Genomic DNA, 18,861 nt, shown 5'->3' with positions numbered 1-18,861 from the left:
TTCTAAGCTAAATTCTAACCATCCCCCCCCTCTTTCGCTTGACGGATCGGGAAGTTATGGTGCATGATAGCTCTGAATCATTCGGCAATTGGTTTGAAAAAAAATACAAGTAGGTGTTCATAATCCGTGTTCTCCATAATGAAAAAATGGTTCTGGTATGATTGGATATTTGTGGCCATACGAACGCTTTGGCTGGTCATAATCACAAGCGCTGATTTTATCAATCCGTCATTAATCGATGCGTCGCTTTGGATTGTTCTTTCTCTTGCTTTTGTCGTTTACCTCGTTCCATTAATCGTCCGCTATAGGAAAGAAGACCGGTATCTTGCAGTCGATGTCACGGCAGCGGGCTTTTTTCATCTTTATTTAGCCTACGCAGCGCCGGGATTGCTTTGGTCTTTCGTTTTACTCGTGATGATTATCGGGTTGGAGAGCAGTCGAAAAACCTATATGTGGACAGGTGTCCTCTGTGGAATCGTATTCCCTGCATTGAACGGTTGGATCGCTGATCGTCTCCCGTATGAGTTTATCGTTAGCTGCAGCCTTGGTTTTGCCATCGGCATCGCGTTTAATATATTAATTCAGTCCCATAAGCAAGCCCGAATTATTCAAGAGCAGAAGCTGTTGCTGGAGCAGCATATTAAGCGGATTGAGGAGCTTACACTGATAGAGGAGCGCAGCCGGCTTTCACATGAGCTGCATGACACGATTGGCCATGCGCTTACCTCGCTCATCGTTGGCGTCGAATCGCTACGATCGTCCGTGCCGGATTCGCAGATCGAGAGGATCGATTCGCTTGTCGGTATTGCCCAGCACAGTCTGGATGATATCCGAAAGCATCTGCACCAGCTTTCTCATACTCCGTTAAGCCATTCGTTAAGTGAATCGCTGCGGCAATTAACCGAAAAGTTTATGAAGTCGACAGGTATAACGGTCAAATTTCGTGTGATCGGCAATGAGACTCTCGTTATGCAAAAAATAAAATTTTGTCTGTATCGCTGCCTTCAAGAGTCTCTAACCAACGCGGTTCGGCACGGCCAGGCGAGCGTGATATCCGTTCAACTGCATTTCGATAGTCAGCAGCTCCGGTTACAGATCGAAGATAACGGCATCGGAATGGAAGAAATCCAATTCGGATTCGGGCTCAATGGGGTGAAGGAACGGCTTGAACTATTTCACGGCACGCTGTCCGTTCATTCCGGGTCTGGGCAAGGAACTTTCGTCATATGTAATATTCTGTTGCAGACAGAGCCAGTACATGACACGATCCGCCTGCTGATCGTTGATGACCAGGCGATCATTACCGACAGTTTGGAGCAACTTTTGGATCAGCATGCTGATTTTACCGTCGTTGGTAAGGCGGGGGACGGGTGCGAAGCATTAGAACATTGTGAGCGGTCGCAGCCGGATATCGTGCTAATGGATATTCGCATGCAGGAAATGGACGGGCTTGAAGCTTTACTTGAGATGAAACAACGATGGCCTGATATGAAGATTGTGCTCATGTCAACGTTTGAGGATACCTTGCAGGCAGCAACTGCATTGGAGCGCGGGGCGGAAGGCTACATGCTGAAGTCGATTCATCCGCGGGAGATGAAGGAAGCCTTGAAACTTATTTATAACGGAGGAACCTGGATCGACCAATCGGTCGCTACGCGTGTTTTCGAAGAGATGAGGCGTCAACGCGAGCAGTTGGAGAAGATCGGCTCAAGTAAGGAAAACTACCCGTACGGGCTTACGAAACGCGAGATGGAGATTCTGGAGCATCTGTCAAACGGGTTGCGCTACAAGTCGATCGCCGCCAAGCTATTTTTATCGGAGGGAACGATCCGAAATTACTGCTCGAATCTCTACTCGAAGCTCGACGTCAACAACCGCGAAGAAGCAATAGAAATGGCGCGAACGGAGAATATAGTGTAGGCGCTGGAGAACTTTCCGATTTTTCTCTTGTTTTTTTCAAATGCTTCTTCCCCGTAATATTCAAATCGTTTATCATGCAATCTAAACAAGTTAAAGTCATATAATAGTAGTTTGAACCATTATAGAAATTTAAACTGTTTTTCAACAAAAAAGCGCATTAATCCTCCTTGGATCAACACACTAGTTAAATTTATAAGCGCCTTGTATGTTTTTTTATTTTTAACACGTTTCTTATTCAGCTCCAGTTGTTTAATTACATTTCTTCACCATACAATTTAAATATCCATCTCATAAGAAGTGTTACTCCATTAAATGGCCCAATTGTTGAATAAAGATCAAACAGCACTCTTCAACTATCCTGCCCCGATAGTTGCATAAAGAAAAAGCTGCCTTAAAGACAGCTCCGATCTTCAGCTAAAGCACCCGTTAGTTCATTAAGAAAAGCGATTCTTATTAAAGAATCGCGCCCTTTTCTGGAATAACTTGCTTGAAATAAGCATATTAGATAGCTTTTCAAAAATCGCCCCATTATATAGAATTTTTCATTTACCTATATTACTCAGTTCTCTTGCTAAAATGGAACGCCTTAATCCTTTTTGTCGTAAAAATTCTTTTATCTCTTGTGGAGTTTGATAGGAAAGGCGAAGATGATAATAGTTAATGTATTCTATTAATGCAAAGCAATACAAAAACAAATAAAACCCGTTAAAATTAATTGGAGAGTAATTAGTATTTTTCAAGAATATAATAAATCCTAAACATAATAAAAAGACATTGATTCTTCTTAACCACAGGAAAATATATAATTGGCTATCGGATAAATTGTAACTTTTGTTATCCTTGACCTTTCTCCATTTTAAGTACCAATAGATACTACCCTGTAAAAGAATAAATTCGAGCAAAATAAATGCATAAATATTTTGCATAGAAGTTAAATAATGATCAAATTTATCCAATATATAGAGATATATAACCCAAATAAAAGCAAACATTATTAACGCTGAAAATTCACCAAACATTAAGTTATATAGTTTCTTTTCAACCTTCTTCTTCATCAAGTCCTCCTTATTCAAGAAAACTGCCCGATTACTTAATACCAATTATTTCAAAATAAGCAATCTAACTCAATCTTTTTTTCTACAAGGAAGACGCTTACCCTTATTTCGGATAAGCGCCCGATTATTAACAAAAAAGCCTATTGTTTTCCCTGCATATTTAACAAAAAATTTGTTTTGTAAATACCATTACTCACTTAGTTGTCTATAAATATGGATTTATTAACTTCTTCACTCGTTATACGAGATCTTCTTTGATACTGCAGAACCGTAAGACCTAGTGCTTTGCCCATGCAGAGAAATCAAAAAATTCTAAAGGAATAACACCAGCTAGAAAAAGCCCCTTAGTAATATATCCATAGACAGCATTCGTGATTGGCAATATGCAAGCAAACCAGCCCATAGCAAGCATTAAATATCTTGGGATCTTTTGTCCCCAAGGATGAACCAGTAATAGTGCAAATATTGCTGATGCTAACAACACTACAGATGCTCCCCAGTTTACTGCTGCCCACTTTGCCTCAACTTTCCAAACTCCAGGCATTAATGTCGTTTCTCCCAATGCCCAATAAATGTGGATGTGACCAGATACATGCCGCATAACCAGCCCATTTCATTTGATTAATCTTCAATTCTTTTCACCCCACTATTATTATGTGCAGTAAAATTAGTCTTGAAAATTTTACTATCATATTAAATAAATACTCGTTAATATAATCACGCTTATAGGTAATGAAAAAGGATCCTCTAATTGAAGATCCTTTTGTTAAACACAGATAACACTGTTTTAAAATGGTGTGGTGTTGAAATAATAGTTGTTTAATTTTCTCTATCCTATACCCATTTTTATCAAAATAAACAACAATAAAGTCATTTTAAAACGTACAGGGAAGATGCATTATTATTTGCCGAAACACCATTACTAAATTTGTAGTTTGATAAGTTTATTGTTTTTCCCCAGTAGTAAGCGTTGTTAAACCTAATATAGCCTCCACTTCTATACTCATGTTGATACAAGGTAGTTGATCCTTGACTAGCTGTACTGATTGAGGATATAGCGTCATCCCAAGATCTTGCCCACTCAGTAGTAATACTACCGATAATATATCCTACCCTGAGAGCATGGACCGATCCAGATTTATTTGCACCCGTATAAAAATCAGTACAACAAGTACCAGATCCCAAAGTTTCAAAGTTACTGGATACACTCGATTCTTTCTCTACTTTCTTTTCATTTTTGATATAATCATCTACTTTTTGCTGTGTTGTAAACCCTAAACGAACTTCATTCCCCTGTTCGTCCCCTGTATAGTAAATATGTTTGACATTGGGATCAGTTGCATTTGTCGATACCTGTTTCCCATCAATTAAATCGTACTGACTTTCCCCGGCCGCAAAAGATACATTAGAAAAGGAGAACATCGCTAAAAAGGTAACAGCAACCGTAAACATGAGACTGTAAATCGTTTTCACTTCAACCACTCCCTATTTATAAATTACACACCAGTTAAATATAGTCGAATTCATTTTTTCTTTTAAGGTTCGAAATAATTAATCTGACTAGTTAATGTCATTAACAACCAACTCCTTTATACGTGTTATTTTTTTAATACCAACTAGTCGGTATTAATCAATTTATTATATGATTAGTAATGTGTTACTATTAATGAAATATTCAGTTTTTTAAAAGGGGGTTTTTTATGTTAAATCATCATCAAAAACAATCAGAAGAAACCATCAACAAATTAATGCGATCAGGAATTGAATTGTTTTCTAAGCAAGGCTATTCTAGTACAAGCATTGATCAAATTGTAAAACATGCTGGTTACTCTAAAGGTGCTTTCTATGCTCATTTTTCCACCAAAGAGGAGTTCTTACTGAGGTTGATAAAAGAAGGTATTGATTTCTATTTTGAGGATTTAAAGGAAGCTCTTACTCAAAAAGATTGTGATTTACTAAATACATTTAAAGAATATTCTATGCGTTTAGTGAATGAGGCTTATGAAAAGGGGTCTTCTCCTATGCTTCTCCAAGGATGTATGGTTTCGAATGAATTACCTCAGATAAAAGAAAAGCTTATTCTCCAGATGGAGGAATGGAGGTCATTCCTTACACATTTATTTCAGAAAATGAAGGACGAAGGTATTGTCGGAAGTTCATTGGATGCTAGAATTTTAGCGACGGCTAGCATGGCTCTTTTTAATGGATTTAATCTGCAACATTTTGTTGATAATCGAATTCAAATACAGGACATGTTAAATGTTTTTGTTGAATTGCTTCAAATACAAAAACCTAATAAAAAAGATGAATAAGAGTATTATGTCTGAATGATGGTTTTTGAATACTCTATACAATTTTAGTTTACATAAAATCAATTTTGCAGACTAAAAAAGCCAAACCCATGTGTATCAGGGGTTTGGTTCTTAGTCGTTTTTTATCGTTTATTCAGGATTTTATACAACCATGATGTAGCAAGGGTTTGCTAGATGATCAATAAAAAGCCCTAGATTAACCACTAGAGCTTTTTCTATTTCATCTTTATTTATCTAATTATGAAAGCTGTAGGTTCGTAAAAGTAAACGTTTGCGAACGATTTGTTTTTATATTGAATTATACTATATAGAGCGTTCGTGAAATTTCGTTTTCTATTTACAAACGTTTGCAGATGAAAACGATTAAGCTTCCTTCTTCTTATATGGGGCAGTGCCAGGGTTCCTGTCATAGACCGCAAAGTAGTTCATCATCCCTAAAGCCTTGGAAAAGGCTTTTTTGTTTTACCTTTTTCTTTTAATACTTTAAGATCTTGTTCAAATTATTTAAAAAATGTCTTTTGATTATTTCTAACAATCATATTTTTAGATAATTTTGTATATTTATATCGCCTGTAATATATTACCATCATATAATAATTACATAAGTACCGACTAGTTGGTACTCGCAAATTTTCACATGGTAAAGTTTAGAAAAAAGGAGAGGTGTTATAATGAAAAAACTATTGAATATTGTGATGATAGCTACTCTTGTCGTTGGTCTCTTTTTTGCAATTACACCAATAAATAAAGCATTTGCCCTATCTTATGATGGTTCAAACCCTGTTTCAACAGGTTGTTCAAAAGATGCAGTTACCAAATCCCGTAGTGGTATTGTTGACAGAGACGATAATTTTTATGGAATAGTGGAGCTAAAATGGAGTGCGAAGTGTCGAACATCTTGGGGTAAAATAACGCTTTATCGTGCCGCTCCGTACGATAACGGTGCTTACTATGCGAATGCAACGGTGTTTAGTTACACTAGTAGTGGTACTTACAGAAAGAGATATAATTGTGCTGATGGTGGTGGTAACGGGGTGATAATGAAAGGTCAAACCTCCTGTTATACCGCTCAAGTGTATAATGGTGCTGGGTATAAAGCTTATGCTAGAGGGTATATCAATTGGGGTATAGCCAGTGGAACGACTGGTTGGTACTAATCTGCGAAGAAATTTTGCGTCCTTCAGCAAAATGAGATTTAGAAATTATAACTCTGATAATCCATATATATTTTGTTTTGTTGCATAATCGGCCGCTTTAATTAAACAAACAGCTAAAAGGATCTTCCAGCCGAAGATCCTTTTTTCATGCCTATAAGGGTGATTATGTGAACTATCGTTTTTTCGTTAGTTGAAGAAGAAAAATCAAAAGCATTGTTTAACAGAGTCTATTTTAAAGAAGTAACAATAAAAAAGTTTGTAAAAGACGTTAAGGAATCGACTTTTTTTTCTTCTTCTTAATGAACTAACGCACCCGTTAGCTCAATAAGAGGTACCTCCGACACTTTATCCTATGAGCAGAGATGGAGACTATTGTGTCATTTTCCTAATTAGAGCATAAGGTGATATAACCCACAATAAGTTCCTCCTTAAAAACAACTAAGGAGATGTTTCTGTATGTCAGATGGCGGTTTTGGATTTGGTGGAGGTTTCGCCTTTATAGTCGTTTTGTTTATACTCTTAATCATTGTTGGAGCCAGCTTTGTTGGTGGCTGCTAAAAATAGTATGAAAAATAGCCGACCTTTATTGGTCGGTTTCTTCAACTAATCTGCCCCGTTAGTTCTATAACATATTGTTGAGTTGACACAAACTGTGAAATAAAAAAAGTTACCTTTCAGCAACTTAGGAGTAGAAATCCATTATTTATATTTAGTAAGCCAGTCAATTAATTGGTCATAGTTACTTGAGAACATTGCGTTGTCTTTAGTATTAGACTGTTCAAGGTGAATTAGAATATCCCCTTCTTCTAATAAAAAAGCGACTGCAATAGTGTTCTCTAATATATTATTAGAGAACAATTTGTCTTTCCACAATTTTTGTACAGAAAAATGTTCTGGAGTATAACCTTTACGATTAACTAACAACTTATACTTTTTTCCTTGTCTAATAAATGAATAGCACGTTTTCTCAAATGAATTAAACCATGTGTTTACATCAGCAAGGGTTATGTAACCTGTCAAATTAGTAATAATAATATCTTCAGAAATGGATGTACTTATATTTTTAACATTCAATAAAAAAACAACTCCTTACTATTATTATAAACTAAATAATGGAAGGGAGAATAAATTTTAATGTTGCACAGTTCGAAGACACTACGCTTGTTGAACTAAACTGCCCGATAGTTGCATAAAGAAAAAGTCGCCTTAAAGACAACTCCGATCTTCAGCTAACGCACCCTATAGTTTAAGTACAATATTTCACAAACTTCTAACTAATAAAAAAAAGACGGTGACTTACATAAGTCATCGCCCCGATATTACTAATTATTCAATGCACTAGTAGAATTCCACTCGTCAACTATATGGTCCCTAAAATGAGCTACTTTAATTGTTTATTCATTCCCCACTGGAAGTACAACAGTAAATGGTTTTAATTCCTTAGCTGGGACAAAGCTTGAAAAATCAAATAGCAACATTGCATTTTCCAGCTTAAAATTCTCAATCCTTTCTTCTCCGTTTAAGTTAAAAGTAGATTGGAAGTGCGCTGTTGCCTTATCAATCATTTTTACTTTATTAAAGGGAATACCGTGGTTTTTAGGAGGCCATGGATTTTCCGGGTCGATCTTAGTTAAATATTCCTTATCAACCAACCAGAAAAGGTATTTCAAATTATGGTTAATTATTTCAAGTTTACCTTTACTCAAATTCTTCGGAAGCCCTGTAAGTTGATAATCTATTACCAATTTCCCACCTTTTTGAGTAACATCATTTACCTGCAGGCCTAAATTGAACCGTGTGCTTTTTAAGGTGAAAGATTTAATATTCAAAAGCTGTTGTACTTTTGGATCTGCGACATTTATCTGCGGATAAAAAGTAAGGGAAGTAATAGTAGAATTCAGCTTGGTCATCTCTGTCCGAACGGTACTATGATATCCATCTTCTTGTTCAGAATCCTCGAGAACTGTTTGGTTTCCAAACCTATACACATTTCCTTTATCATCAACAGCTTTTAATATAATAATGTCATCACCCTTGTATTTCTCCACGGTCTCATAAACAAGCGAAGATGACGCTTTTGCGGTAAGAATCTCTTTAATACGGATTTTGACCTCATCGTCCGGGTATCCTTGCTCTTGATTAATAGCAAATGTACGATTTTTTTCTTGTTGAATTGGAATATCAAAATTCCATTCACCTTTTATCCCGTTGATATTATGAATCGTTATGGGAAGAGTAGAATTCTCCTTAAATGATTTATAAGGATATACCATTTTCCATTGAAAGTTATATCCATTTTCCACTTTCTTAATGTCATTTGACTTTCCATTTAGCCAAGGGTCATGATCCCCTTTATTGTGTTCAAAGTTTACATCAAAGCTTACTTCTCCTTTTTCGTTATGCCCCTTTTCAACATCTTCATCTACAAATCCTGTAATTGATACTACATTGCCATCAAAGTAAGCGCTGGTCAGTTTTACAGTTACCCCATTTTTTGTAATTGATTGGTTTAATTCTGTAACTGCATCCTGGTTAGCTAATTCCACGCCTGTTGAATCATTAAATTCTTGAAAAATCCCGCCTATTAAAGGGGTATTAGCTAATACTCTATTCATTGTAGGATTAACAAATCCTGAGGCAACGGTGATTCCAAGAAGAGCAGCAGCAGTCGCCACACCTGCAAGAACCTTTTTTTTCTTTGCCCTTCCCCTATTGCCTTCCTTGTTTATCCCTTTGGAAATGGCACTAAATACTTTTTCTTTCGGTACAGCTATTTGTTCTATTGCTTCTTTGAGTTCCTTGTTATCCATGGCATTTGTCCTCCTCCTCATTTTTATAGGACTTTTTTAACTCCGCTTTCCCTCTGCTTAAATAAGTTTTTACGGTATTCTCTGGAATTCCCATGACACTGCTAATCGTTTTTATCGAGTAATCGTAATAGTAAAATAGAATAATAACAGTACGGTAATTCTCTCTCAGCTGCTGAATTGCATTAAGCAGCAGTATTGATTCTTCAATGTTTGGATTTACCTGACCCGGCAGGTTTGACAATATCTCATCACTCAAAGGAACAACATTGCTTTTTCTCTTTAGGACATGTCCCGAACATCGTATGACAATCCTGGTGAGCCAGGTCATAAAATACTCCGGATTTTTTAACGAATGGATAGATGTAAAGGCCTGATAGGTTGCTTCTTGGACAACATCCAACGCATCTTCTTCGTTATGTACATAAAGATAGGCAGTACGGTAGATTCTTTCATAATGTTGTTGAACTAACTTTTCAAAGGCGCTTTTATTACCTTTGATTGCTTTTTTAACTAGCCGGTGGCTTTCTATTTCCATCTTATTTGACCCCCTTTACTAATTAGTGGAATCTATAAACAAGAAAGTTTCAAAAAGTTTAAGTATTTTCCAAGAAAAGCATATCATGCAATTAAAATCCTAAGTTCAAAATAAATAAACGGAAACCATTTTTGGTTTCCGCTTTCTATTTTTCTTGAAATCTTTACAATTCTTTTAGTGTGTGCTACGACATCATATAAAAGCACTTCTTATTGAACTAACCTGCCCCGTTAGTACCATAAGAAAAAGGTCGCCTCAGCAACCTTCCTTATTGAAGTAAAGCACCCGTTAGTTTAAGTACATTTCTTCACAATCTTTTCAGTAATATTAACATAAATATCCATTAAACAATCATCTCACCTCTAAGAACTAGAGGTGAGATGAATTCAATCAAACTTTACATAATCCCCTTCTTTGATTTGATTCTTTTCAAACCATCCAAGATTCACTTCAATTGCATAATGATAAGAAAGTTCTGGATCATAGGTAGGACATTTATCCTCTTTACAAGGCTCCATATCAAGTATTTTTAGAATTTCCCCATCTGAATCAAGAAAAGCAATAGATAAAGGAATTAATGTGTTTTTCATCCAAAATCCACCATATATTTTTTCTGAAAACACAAATAACATCCCCTCATTTTCGGGTAATTCTCCAACAAACATTAGGCCCTTTTCTCTTTTTCTTTGAGTATCTGCAACTTGAACAGTTAATCTAGTTTCCCTGTTTCCACTGAGTATTTTTATCATTTTTACTTTTATTCTATTTTTCATGTTCACTCACCTTCGAGTATAATTATAAGCAGGAAAGAAATTTGATGTCTTTTTAAAAGAAGTTCATGAGATTGAAATTTCCTTTTTTCGAAAAAACGTCTTTTCCCCTAATAATAAAAAGGAAGAAAGTTGGAGATAAAACGAAAACAAGAATAAAAAAATAACTAGGCAAGCTCCTTTTCACTTCTAATACTTATTCTATGGTTTTAAATTTAATACTTTGTTTTCAATAATCACAGCAACAATATATAAAAAGATTTGTTCAACTAAACTGCCCCGTTAGTGCCATAAGAAAAAGTACGCCGCAAGACAACCCCTGTTATTGAACTAAAGCTCCCATTAGTTTAAGTGTATTTTTTCACAAACTCATAACTAAACGATAATTAAATTGATTTTATATTTTGAGGTTTATTCATATTTTTTATGATTCCTACTAATAACAAAATCCAAATTAAACTGTTTCCAATAGAATGAACTGCAAAAGAAGCCCATGTTGAGTTAGTAAATTGAGCAATCCATGGGGCAATAAGCATACTGGGAAGCATATTAATAAAATGCCACTTCAGACAAGCATGGACGACCCATGCCCAAAGAAACCCGTTTATTACCCAAGCCCAATCACCGAAAATTTCTTGCTGGATAGGAAGAAAAAACCTCTCCACATTAGTTCCTCACTAAACATAGCAAAAAGATGCAAAGGAATAAATAAAATAATCATTTTCCAATTTCCATAAAGCGAAACACCAAAAAATTCTGATGGAGGTAATTCCATTCTTTTTAACGGATTAAATGGAGCTGGAAGATAACTTGGTGGGGCTAGTATTGGAAACTTTGCAAAAAACTTACCTAAAGGTTCAAGAAATTGGTCGAAGATTATTGTAAAAAAAATTGCACCCACAACCCAATACCAATCGTTTTCTGTTAAAGGATTAAAACAAAACCTTTCCAATATATTTTTCCATGTCCAAACATTTCCCTCTAAATGATACAATATCAATGATAATGGAAATAAACTCATTACAGGAAACCATAGAAAAAACCAAAAAGCATAAATTAATGGGACTCCTTTTTTAATTAACAGAGGTGTTCCATAGTAAACACCACAGTATACTAAACAACCTGTTATTCCGAAAACGAGTAGTCGCAATAAAATTAACATTAGGAAACCCTCACTAACAAAAGGGAATATTTACTAATGTTATCTAAACATAGACAGCTATCAATTTCAATATATTTTTCATTGGCGAGTCCTCTAAATTTAAATTCATGGATATTTCTATACAATATTTTTTTATTGAACTTAACTGCCCCGTTAGTGCCATAAGACAAAGATGTGCCAAAGCAACTCCCTTATTGCACCTGTTAGGTTAAGAACTACGCTTTTTTATTTTTAATCTCTTCCAACAGAAAGATAACCCTTTCATTCTGTTTAATTATTGTTTGATTTTGATTTCTCATTTTTGTGAAGTCAAATAAAAATATTAATAAGATTGCTAATATAAGGAAAGCCATAATTCACCTCTACACTCTACTTTTCTCTAAATTATACCAGTTCTTATGCAACTAACCTGCCCCGTTAGTTGCATAAAGAAAAAGCTTCCCTAAGGCGACTCCGATTTTCAGCTAATGCACCCGTTAGTTCATTAAGAAAAGATTACCTTGGCAATCCTCCTTAATTGAAGAAAGCTGTAGCATTGGAATAAAGTTTGATCAAAAATACCTCGCAAAACCAAATTTAACGATAAATAAAAAGAATCCATTTTGAAAAAAAGATTGAACAAAATAGATTCATTACTTACAAATTGCTATAGCGATTTTTAAAAAATTTGATGATTTTGATGATGCTTTTTGTGCTAAATCACCACTTTATTGGAATTATCATTTCTTCTACTTGTACTATTATTTAGGTATGCCGATTTCTTGTAATGGATAAAATCGAAATTTCACTTCTCCAACAATCGAGTCGTAGGAAATAAATCCGAAAATCCTGCTATCCTTACTATTTAAACGATTATCCCCCATCACAAATAACATGTTTTTAGGTACTTTGGATTCTCCAGTTTTTTCTTGCAATGAAAAGTCCTCTGTCAGTTTATTAAATGGATTATCTTCTTTATTTGCAATTAAATACGGTTCTTCTACGGCTTTTCCATTAATATAGAGCACATCATCTTTCATATCAATACTATCTCCTGGAAGACCTATTACCCTCTTAATATAGTCTTTATCATCAATATCTGGTGCATCGAATACAATCACATCAGATCGTTGAATTTCAGTCGTTTTACTTACTACTACTCTATCTTGGTCTTGAAAGGTAGGTGACATTGATGCTCCCAATACAGTTGTAGGTGTAAAAAGAAATTGTCTACAAATAAAAGCGATGATGAAAGCAAAGGCAATTGATTTTACCCAAGAATAAATTTCTTTTTTTGTACTTTCTTTCATGGTTTCCCTCCTAATATTATCTTGTTTTAATATATTAATTCTATCCTACATCAAGGAATATTAACAAAATTTGGTTCACCGTTCTTATACAACTAACCTGCCCCGTTAGTCCATAGTAAAAGAGCAACCACCTGTTATTGAAGTAAAACACTGTTAGATTAATAAGGTACAATAAATTACAGTACAAATGCCATAAGAGCCACAATTAAAAATGGGGAAAAAACAAGTAAAAATACTATTACTCCTGTCTTCCAATTGTTTTTTATTTGAAGTAATTCTTTTTTAGCCTTTTCCTTATTTTTTAGTGACCAAATAATTATTCCAACCCAATAAATTGCTAAGAATATAAGACTTGAAGTACTCATGAATACACCTCTTACAACTGCTATTTAGTAGTCAAGCGTCTCTATTTAGGGGATTGTAACAAATAATCACCATCCAGTCTTTGCTGATTATTGGGGTTATCTTATTGAACTATCCTGCCCCTATAGTTGCATAAGAAAAAGCAATCCTTCTTAATGGGGTACCGCCAGCAAACCGCGGATTTATAACGTTAAAGATATTCCAGTATTAAAAAATCCCAATCTCTCAGTGATATAAATGAGAAATTGGGAATTATTCACCAATTGCGCCCTTTAATTGAAGAATACTTTACTAATATTAGTTAGTATTGCCGCTAACTAATTGCAAAAATATCAGGTGAAAACTCAATGGCATTGTTGCTTTAAATAAAGTTTGATCAAATTGATACTAATAACCTTGATAAACGAACAAAAAGAAAAAGCGTGTTTTGAAAAAAGATTGATCAAAATACGCTTTTAATATAATCAATGAATCATTCTTTTATTAAAAAAACTTGCCGTAACTTGATTAATAAAAATTAGAATTACAGTCGCAATTGATTTTATAGATTGGGCTTTATACAAACCCCCTTTATTCACGGAGACTGACATGATTGATAAAACTGGAATATTGATAAATTTATTTTAATAATGATAATATCATCGCTACAGAATTATCTACAAATGAACGCTCTGGACGAGATTTCATTAACACAGTAAGTCCGATTAATGAAACGACTAGTGTCTGTGCTAAAACTTTAGCATTAAGGCTGCTTTCGAGCTCACCTGAGCGAATACCTCGGACAATCGTTTCTTGAAATATGATCGAAAGATACATCTGATGCTCCCTTGTAAGGATTTCAAATTTTTCATCGTGAGGGGCAAGTTCCACCATTGTATTAATGCAAAAACATCCCTTGTTCGTACTTTCTTTATATTCCTCTTCCACCAAATCTTCAAAAAATGTGTGAAATGCTTCCTTTACAGATAGATTGTTTTGAAGTTTTGTTCGAACATGGGAAGCATGTAGCTTGGTATATTTGCGTAATGCAGCTTCAAACAATTCCTCTTTGTCTCCAAAAGCTGAGTATAAGCTTGGTCGTTGTATCCCCATTTTGGCAGTCAAATCGCTTAGCGAAGTAGCCTTGTACCCCTTTTCCCAAAAAAGCCACATAGCATCATCCAACGCTTTTTCCTCATCAAATTCACGTTGTCGAACCATAATAAATCCCTCATTTCAAAAAACAAAATTTCTTCACTAGATAATTAATCTTGTTCTTGATTCTTTTTTATTTGCTCAATGATTCCGAATCTGTCCACTTGAATCCAGTATTCCACTATTTTTCGATCCTCTAATCGGTATACGGCACTACCTATTTCAATAACCTCTTTATTTGTAGGCAGATAATCCTCATACTCTCCAATATGCATTCCTGTCTGCTTCCATCTGACATGAACTTTTTGATTTTGAGAAATTAATTCTTGAATTTCTATTTTAAATTTCCCCCATGAATCTATCATTTCTCTTATATGATCGGCATAATTCTCAGGTGACCTTATAATTGTCACCATGCTTTCTGAATTCACTTGATGTGCTCTTACCTCTTTAGCCATAAAAACCTTAGCTTGTTCGGGAGTGCAACCTGATCTGACAACTTCAAAGAAGCTTTTTATAATCTGTTCGTTTGTTTGTAGGAATTTTGGAGATGGTGAATCGCCCCCAGATATTTCAGTTATTCCGTTATTCCCCGGTAATTGATTCAATTCATCTAATGTCCTTTCCTTATCAAGTTGCCGAATTCGATTCATGGAAAATTAATCCTCCTTTTAATTACCAATCGGTATATTATGATTTTATTTAATTAAAGTACTATTGTCAAATTGTGATGATTCTTTCAAGAAGAGTATTCAAATAACTGCATAACTTACTTGACATCAAAACGTTTTGTTGGTTATCCTTATTAGGAATTATTTTATACCGAACGATATATTATACTGTTAAGTACAAAAAGGGGATGTAAGTAATGGTAAAGGTTAAAGAAAAAACAACAATTATAGTTGAAGATCATGATACGACAACGGATCAGTTACAAATAGTATCCGGATCAACCATGACTCGCTATACGGCACTATTGTTTGCAACAGCCTGTGGGATGGCTGTCGCCAACATATACTATGCACAACCGTTGCTAGACTCACTGGCGACCGAGTTCGGTATCGCCCATTCATCCATCGGCATTGTCATTACCATTACTCAGCTTTGTTACGCGCTAGGACTGCTACTGCTGGTACCGCTCGGTGATCTACTGAATCGACGTCGGCTAATCGTCGGTCAGATGCTTTTATCCGTGTTGTCCCTGATTGTGGTTGGCATCGCCCCCATCATCACAGTGCTGTTCACGGGGTTAGCTGCGGTCGGACTGCTTGCCGTGGTGACTCAGGTGCTCGTAGCGTTCGCATCGACTTTGGCTACCCCAGCCGATCGTGGACGTATAGTCGGCTTGGTGCAAAGCGGAGTCGTGATCGGCATTCTGCTCGCACGAACATTCGCTGGTGTACTAACCGATCTCGCCGGTTGGCGTTCGGTCTATCTAGTTTCTGCCGCGATGATGCTCATCATGACTGGCGTGTTGTTCCGAGTACTCCCGCGTGATGAAAGCGAAAGAGAGTCACTATCCTATCCGCAGCTGCTTCGTTCGGTGCTCACATTGTTCATGCAAGAACGAATCCTACGCATCCGCGGAGTACTGGCTCTGCTGATTTTTACCGCGTTTAGTACATTGTGGACTTCGCTGGTGCTACCTCTCAGTGCTCCACCATACTCTCTTTCACATACCGCTATTGGAGCGTTTGGTCTCGCTGGAGTTGCCGGAGCATTAGCTGCTGCTCGTGCTGGGGGTCTGGCTGATCGAGGTTTAGGGCAGCGAACAACCTGCATAGCCCTAGTTTTATTGCTAGCATCATGGTTCCTAATCAGCTTTACCGAACACTCACTGATCGCATTAGTTATTGGCGTTATCTTTCTTGACCTGGCTGTGCAAGCAGTACATGTCACCAATCAGAGTATGATTTTCACAGTGCGTCCTGAGGCGAGAAGCCGACTTACTGCTGCTTACATGATTTTTTATTCCATCGGCAGTGCCATGGGTTCAATTGTTTCAACCAATATATACGCAAACTATGGATGGATCGGAGTATGTCTATTTGGTGCCTCTGTCAGCGCTTTGGCCCTTTTGTATTGGGTAATAACCTACCGTCTAACGGAGCAGATTAGAGAGAAATAATACCGATTTTTATGTTGGTTTGAAGTTTTTCAAGACCTAAAATCATACAAAGTTACAAAAAAGGGTGATACATTTTAGTCATGTATAATATGTATCACCCTTTTACTTCTTGTTCAACAAATGCACGTTTATATACAGAGTTTTTTCAAAGCAGTGCAGCTTTATTTCAATATACACTTATTCATTTAAATGGCCCTTTAATGGAATAACATAACTAACGTTTTTAAACAACATTAATAAATGCGAGCAACTTTATTTACTGGTTTAAACATCTTTATTTCCATTTAACAACAGTAATATAAGGTATTTTTCATGTTGTGGCTACTGTTATAAATTCGCGAGGTTTATAAAAAATTTCGGCCGTTTTCTCGCTGTAGGTTCAATAAAATATGAGATCCGATACTAGAAATAGTGTCTTTTTTGTTATTTATGTTACAGTTAAAATAAGAATATTGAATATTTAGATATTTATTATTCGGACAGTAGTATTAGACAAGGAGAAAGGCTTATGAAAAAATACGAGTATACATTGGTCGATGTATTTACGACTGAATCATTCGGAGGCAATCAACTTGCCGTTTTTGAAGATGCAGAAGGTCTTACTACAGAAATGATGCAAGTACTTGCAAATGAATTGAATTTATCTGAGACTGCCTTTGTATTTTCAGCAAGTGAACCGCACAAGACGAAAAAGGTGCGCATTTTCACACCGAAGTTAGAACTTCCAATGGCAGGGCATCCGACAATAGGAACAGCCACCGTATTAGCAGCAAAGGGAATCGTTGCTACAGAAGAAGGTCGCAATGAATGGATTTTTGAAGAAGGAGTAGGCGATATTCCACTAACTGTACATAAAGAGAAGGATGTTATTAAAAAAATTGAAATGGAACAGCCCCTTGCGGAGTTTGGCGAAAAGTTTTTGGATGCAGAAGTGGTCGCACAGCTATTATCACTCCATACTGATGATATTGATACAACACTACCTATACAAACGGTTTCGACGGGTGTCCCATTTTTACTTATCCCAATTTGTTCTTTAGAGGCAATGGAAAAAATTCGCTTCCGCACGGATATTTGGAAAGAGCATTTTAGCGCAAATCTAGAACGCCAGCATATTTTTACTTTTACGACAGAAACAGTTGAGAAAACCTCGCATGTACATAGCCGTATGTTTGCACCTGCCATGGGAATTGCAGAAGATCCAGCAACAGGTGGAGCAAGTGGACCATTAGGTGCTTATTTAATAGAATATGGTGTTATACCTAGTACAGAAGAAGGAGTATACCATATTCGCGGTGAGCAAGGATTTGAAATGGGACGCCGAAGCTATATCGACATGACCATTCAAAAAACTCAAAATACAATTCAACAAATTAAGGTTGGCGGGCCAGCAATAATCATCGGTTCGGGTCAAATTTATTTACATGACGAAGTATAAGCAAATTTAAACATGATATAACTGGCGTAGATAAGGTATAGGTTAGATGATATCTACGCTTTTTTTATTTTCCTTTGAGGCGAAAATGGAAGATTCGTCTACCGAAATGATTAAACTTTTTTACAAACAGAAATGTTATTATCCGAAAATCATAAAAGGTTTTTCTCGAATTTTTCCAAACCGGTTCGTTTTTATTTGTTTCTAAGTAAGGCTTTTCACGATACTTTTAATCAAACTTTATTCCAAACCTACAAAAGCCACCAAATTGGTGGCTTTCTTATACTACTAACGCACCCGTTAGTTTAAGTATGTTACTTCACAATTTTACTATCTTTCCTCGCTAGCCCAATATTAAAAATGGTTGAGGAAAAGAATAGCTGGATACGCTTAAAAAATTCTAGCAGCGATAAAATGAACTCTAGTGCATTATTAAGCTGATTAATAAGATATTTTCTAATATCTATTGCAGTGATACCTTCCCACCTTGAACGTGGCATACCTACATCAATTGTAATATATCGATATTTTTTGCTAAGTCTTAATTTTTCACAGCCCTCAAACTCCCAGTACCCTAAAACTCCGTCTACTCGCAGAATTGGAGCAAATTCATCTACTTCTTTACAGTAAATTTTATTACAAAACTTATCCAGTAATCTCCTTAATTTTCTGAGATGCGGTGCAACTGCTTTATCTGTATTTACATCTCCCATTTCAGCACCAAAAGATATATAAGAGTTATCGTCCTTTTCCATTAATCGACCTACTTTTTTTAAAACTTTGTAATAATT

At 35.9% G+C, this 18,861-nt stretch carries 19 protein-coding genes; 6 read left to right on the top strand and 13 right to left on the bottom strand.

Annotation, left to right across the window (positions count from 1 at the left end; all coding sequences use genetic code 11):
• Positions 1–126: 126 nt before the first annotated feature.
• Positions 127–1,920, top strand: coding sequence for a helix-turn-helix transcriptional regulator (locus tag JFU50_RS20660; RefSeq protein ID WP_201223882.1), 1,794 nt, complete (start codon positions 127–129; stop codon positions 1,918–1,920).
• Between the two features lie 542 nt (positions 1,921–2,462).
• Here the strand turns inward: JFU50_RS20660 and JFU50_RS20655 are convergent.
• The 3 genes from JFU50_RS20655 to JFU50_RS20645 all read right to left on the bottom strand — a co-directional run bounded on the left by JFU50_RS20655 (position 2,463) and on the right by JFU50_RS20645 (position 4,448).
• Positions 2,463–2,975 carry a hypothetical protein gene (locus tag JFU50_RS20655; protein ID WP_201223880.1) on the bottom strand — a complete coding sequence of 171 codons (513 nt, stop codon included), beginning with the start codon at positions 2,973–2,975 and terminating at the stop codon, positions 2,463–2,465.
• A gap of 277 nt (positions 2,976–3,252) precedes the next feature.
• Positions 3,253–3,519, bottom strand: coding sequence for a hypothetical protein (locus tag JFU50_RS20650; RefSeq protein WP_242489066.1), 267 nt, complete (start codon positions 3,517–3,519; stop codon positions 3,253–3,255).
• 326 nt (positions 3,520–3,845) lie between these two features.
• Positions 3,846–4,448, bottom strand: a complete 603-nt coding sequence (locus JFU50_RS20645) for a hypothetical protein (protein WP_201223878.1) — start codon at positions 4,446–4,448, stop codon at positions 3,846–3,848.
• Between the two features lie 227 nt (positions 4,449–4,675).
• On the opposite strand from JFU50_RS20645, the gene JFU50_RS20640 reads away from it, so the two are divergent.
• The 3 genes from JFU50_RS20640 to JFU50_RS20630 all read left to right on the top strand — a co-directional run bounded on the left by JFU50_RS20640 (position 4,676) and on the right by JFU50_RS20630 (position 7,002).
• A complete protein-coding gene (locus tag JFU50_RS20640; protein ID WP_201223876.1) occupies positions 4,676–5,287 on the top strand; it encodes a TetR/AcrR family transcriptional regulator in 612 nt (203 codons plus the stop codon).
• A 671-nt stretch (positions 5,288–5,958) separates the two neighbouring features.
• Entirely contained in the window at positions 5,959–6,444 is a 486-nt protein-coding gene (locus JFU50_RS20635; protein WP_242486046.1) for a DUF2690 domain-containing protein, read from the top strand.
• Between the two features lie 456 nt (positions 6,445–6,900).
• Complete coding sequence (locus JFU50_RS20630; RefSeq protein WP_201223874.1) at positions 6,901–7,002, top strand: YjcZ family sporulation protein; 102 nt, start codon at positions 6,901–6,903, stop codon at positions 7,000–7,002.
• Positions 7,003–7,143: 141 nt separating this feature from the next.
• On the opposite strand, the gene JFU50_RS20625 is transcribed toward JFU50_RS20630, so the two are convergent.
• The 9 genes from JFU50_RS20625 to JFU50_RS20585 form a co-directional block, all read right to left on the bottom strand.
• Positions 7,144–7,518, bottom strand: a complete 375-nt coding sequence (locus JFU50_RS20625; protein WP_201223872.1) for an STAS/SEC14 domain-containing protein — start codon at positions 7,516–7,518, stop codon at positions 7,144–7,146.
• Positions 7,519–7,838: 320 nt separating this feature from the next.
• Complete coding sequence (locus JFU50_RS20620; RefSeq protein ID WP_201223870.1) at positions 7,839–9,254, bottom strand: DUF4179 domain-containing protein; 1,416 nt, start codon at positions 9,252–9,254, stop codon at positions 7,839–7,841.
• Positions 9,247–9,789 (bottom strand): sigma-70 family RNA polymerase sigma factor, encoded by a 543-nt coding sequence (locus JFU50_RS20615; RefSeq protein WP_207196119.1) that lies wholly within the window; start codon positions 9,787–9,789, stop codon positions 9,247–9,249. The genes JFU50_RS20620 and JFU50_RS20615 overlap by 8 nt, the downstream gene beginning before the upstream one ends.
• A gap of 386 nt (positions 9,790–10,175) precedes the next feature.
• Positions 10,176–10,562: a DUF192 domain-containing protein gene (locus JFU50_RS20610; RefSeq protein WP_201223868.1), complete on the bottom strand. Its 387-nt coding sequence runs from the start codon at positions 10,560–10,562 to the stop codon at positions 10,176–10,178.
• A 604-nt stretch (positions 10,563–11,166) separates the two neighbouring features.
• On the bottom strand, positions 11,167–11,721 hold the full coding sequence (locus tag JFU50_RS20605; protein WP_201223866.1) for a hypothetical protein: 555 nt from the start codon (positions 11,719–11,721) through the stop codon (positions 11,167–11,169).
• Positions 11,722–12,461: 740 nt separating this feature from the next.
• Entirely contained in the window at positions 12,462–13,010 is a 549-nt protein-coding gene (gene lepB, locus JFU50_RS20600; protein ID WP_201223864.1) for a signal peptidase I, read from the bottom strand.
• A gap of 176 nt (positions 13,011–13,186) precedes the next feature.
• The gene (locus tag JFU50_RS20595; protein ID WP_201223862.1) at positions 13,187–13,375 is read right to left on the bottom strand and encodes a hypothetical protein; all 189 of its coding nucleotides are present in this window, start codon (positions 13,373–13,375) and stop codon (positions 13,187–13,189) included.
• 616 nt (positions 13,376–13,991) lie between these two features.
• Complete coding sequence (locus JFU50_RS20590; RefSeq protein WP_201223861.1) at positions 13,992–14,573, bottom strand: TetR/AcrR family transcriptional regulator; 582 nt, start codon at positions 14,571–14,573, stop codon at positions 13,992–13,994.
• Between the two features lie 44 nt (positions 14,574–14,617).
• The gene (locus tag JFU50_RS20585; RefSeq protein ID WP_201223860.1) at positions 14,618–15,160 is read right to left on the bottom strand and encodes an ester cyclase; all 543 of its coding nucleotides are present in this window, start codon (positions 15,158–15,160) and stop codon (positions 14,618–14,620) included.
• Between the two features lie 302 nt (positions 15,161–15,462).
• Here JFU50_RS20585 and JFU50_RS20580 point away from each other — a divergent pair, with 302 nt between their 5' ends.
• The gene (locus tag JFU50_RS20580) at positions 15,463–16,635 is read left to right on the top strand and encodes an MFS transporter (protein ID WP_242485511.1); all 1,173 of its coding nucleotides are present in this window, start codon (positions 15,463–15,465) and stop codon (positions 16,633–16,635) included.
• 508 nt (positions 16,636–17,143) lie between these two features.
• Positions 17,144–18,073 carry a PhzF family phenazine biosynthesis protein gene (locus JFU50_RS20575; RefSeq protein ID WP_201223858.1) on the top strand — a complete coding sequence of 310 codons (930 nt, stop codon included), beginning with the start codon at positions 17,144–17,146 and terminating at the stop codon, positions 18,071–18,073.
• A gap of 311 nt (positions 18,074–18,384) precedes the next feature.
• Here the strand turns inward: JFU50_RS20575 and JFU50_RS20570 are convergent, their stop codons facing one another.
• Positions 18,385–18,825, bottom strand: coding sequence for a hypothetical protein (locus tag JFU50_RS20570; protein WP_201223857.1), 441 nt, complete (start codon positions 18,823–18,825; stop codon positions 18,385–18,387).
• Positions 18,826–18,861 lie beyond the last annotated feature (36 nt).

Source organism: Peribacillus sp. TH14, from assembly GCF_016651145.1.
GTDB lineage: Bacteria > Bacillota > Bacilli > Bacillales > DSM-1321 > Peribacillus > Peribacillus butanolivorans.
This window is presented reverse-complemented; position numbering and strand designations above follow the sequence as displayed.

Bases quoted from the DNA above. Each gene is read 5' to 3' on its own strand.
- JFU50_RS20655 (WP_201223880.1), bottom strand. From the start codon at position 2,975: ATGAAGAAGAAGGTTGAAAAGAAACTATATAACTTAATGTTTGGTGAA.
- JFU50_RS20650 (WP_242489066.1), bottom strand. From the start codon at position 3,519: ATGCCTGGAGTTTGGAAAGTTGAGGCAAAGTGGGCAGCAGTAAACTGG.
- JFU50_RS20640 (WP_201223876.1), top strand. From the start codon at position 4,676: ATGTTAAATCATCATCAAAAACAATCAGAAGAAACCATCAACAAATTA.
- JFU50_RS20635 (WP_242486046.1), top strand. From the start codon at position 5,959: ATGAAAAAACTATTGAATATTGTGATGATAGCTACTCTTGTCGTTGGT.
- JFU50_RS20630 (WP_201223874.1), top strand. From the start codon at position 6,901: ATGTCAGATGGCGGTTTTGGATTTGGTGGAGGTTTCGCCTTTATAGTC.
- JFU50_RS20620 (WP_201223870.1), bottom strand. From the start codon at position 9,254: ATGGATAACAAGGAACTCAAAGAAGCAATAGAACAAATAGCTGTACCG.
- JFU50_RS20615 (WP_207196119.1), bottom strand. From the start codon at position 9,789: ATGGAAATAGAAAGCCACCGGCTAGTTAAAAAAGCAATCAAAGGTAAT.
- JFU50_RS20610 (WP_201223868.1), bottom strand. From the start codon at position 10,562: ATGAAAAATAGAATAAAAGTAAAAATGATAAAAATACTCAGTGGAAAC.
- JFU50_RS20605 (WP_201223866.1), bottom strand. From the start codon at position 11,721: ATGTTAATTTTATTGCGACTACTCGTTTTCGGAATAACAGGTTGTTTA.
- lepB (WP_201223864.1), bottom strand. From the start codon at position 13,010: ATGAAAGAAAGTACAAAAAAAGAAATTTATTCTTGGGTAAAATCAATT.
- JFU50_RS20595 (WP_201223862.1), bottom strand. From the start codon at position 13,375: ATGAGTACTTCAAGTCTTATATTCTTAGCAATTTATTGGGTTGGAATA.
- JFU50_RS20590 (WP_201223861.1), bottom strand. From the start codon at position 14,573: ATGGTTCGACAACGTGAATTTGATGAGGAAAAAGCGTTGGATGATGCT.
- JFU50_RS20585 (WP_201223860.1), bottom strand. From the start codon at position 15,160: ATGAATCGAATTCGGCAACTTGATAAGGAAAGGACATTAGATGAATTG.
- JFU50_RS20580 (WP_242485511.1), top strand. From the start codon at position 15,463: ATGACTCGCTATACGGCACTATTGTTTGCAACAGCCTGTGGGATGGCT.
- JFU50_RS20575 (WP_201223858.1), top strand. From the start codon at position 17,144: ATGAAAAAATACGAGTATACATTGGTCGATGTATTTACGACTGAATCA.
- JFU50_RS20570 (WP_201223857.1), bottom strand. From the start codon at position 18,825: ATGGAAAAGGACGATAACTCTTATATATCTTTTGGTGCTGAAATGGGA.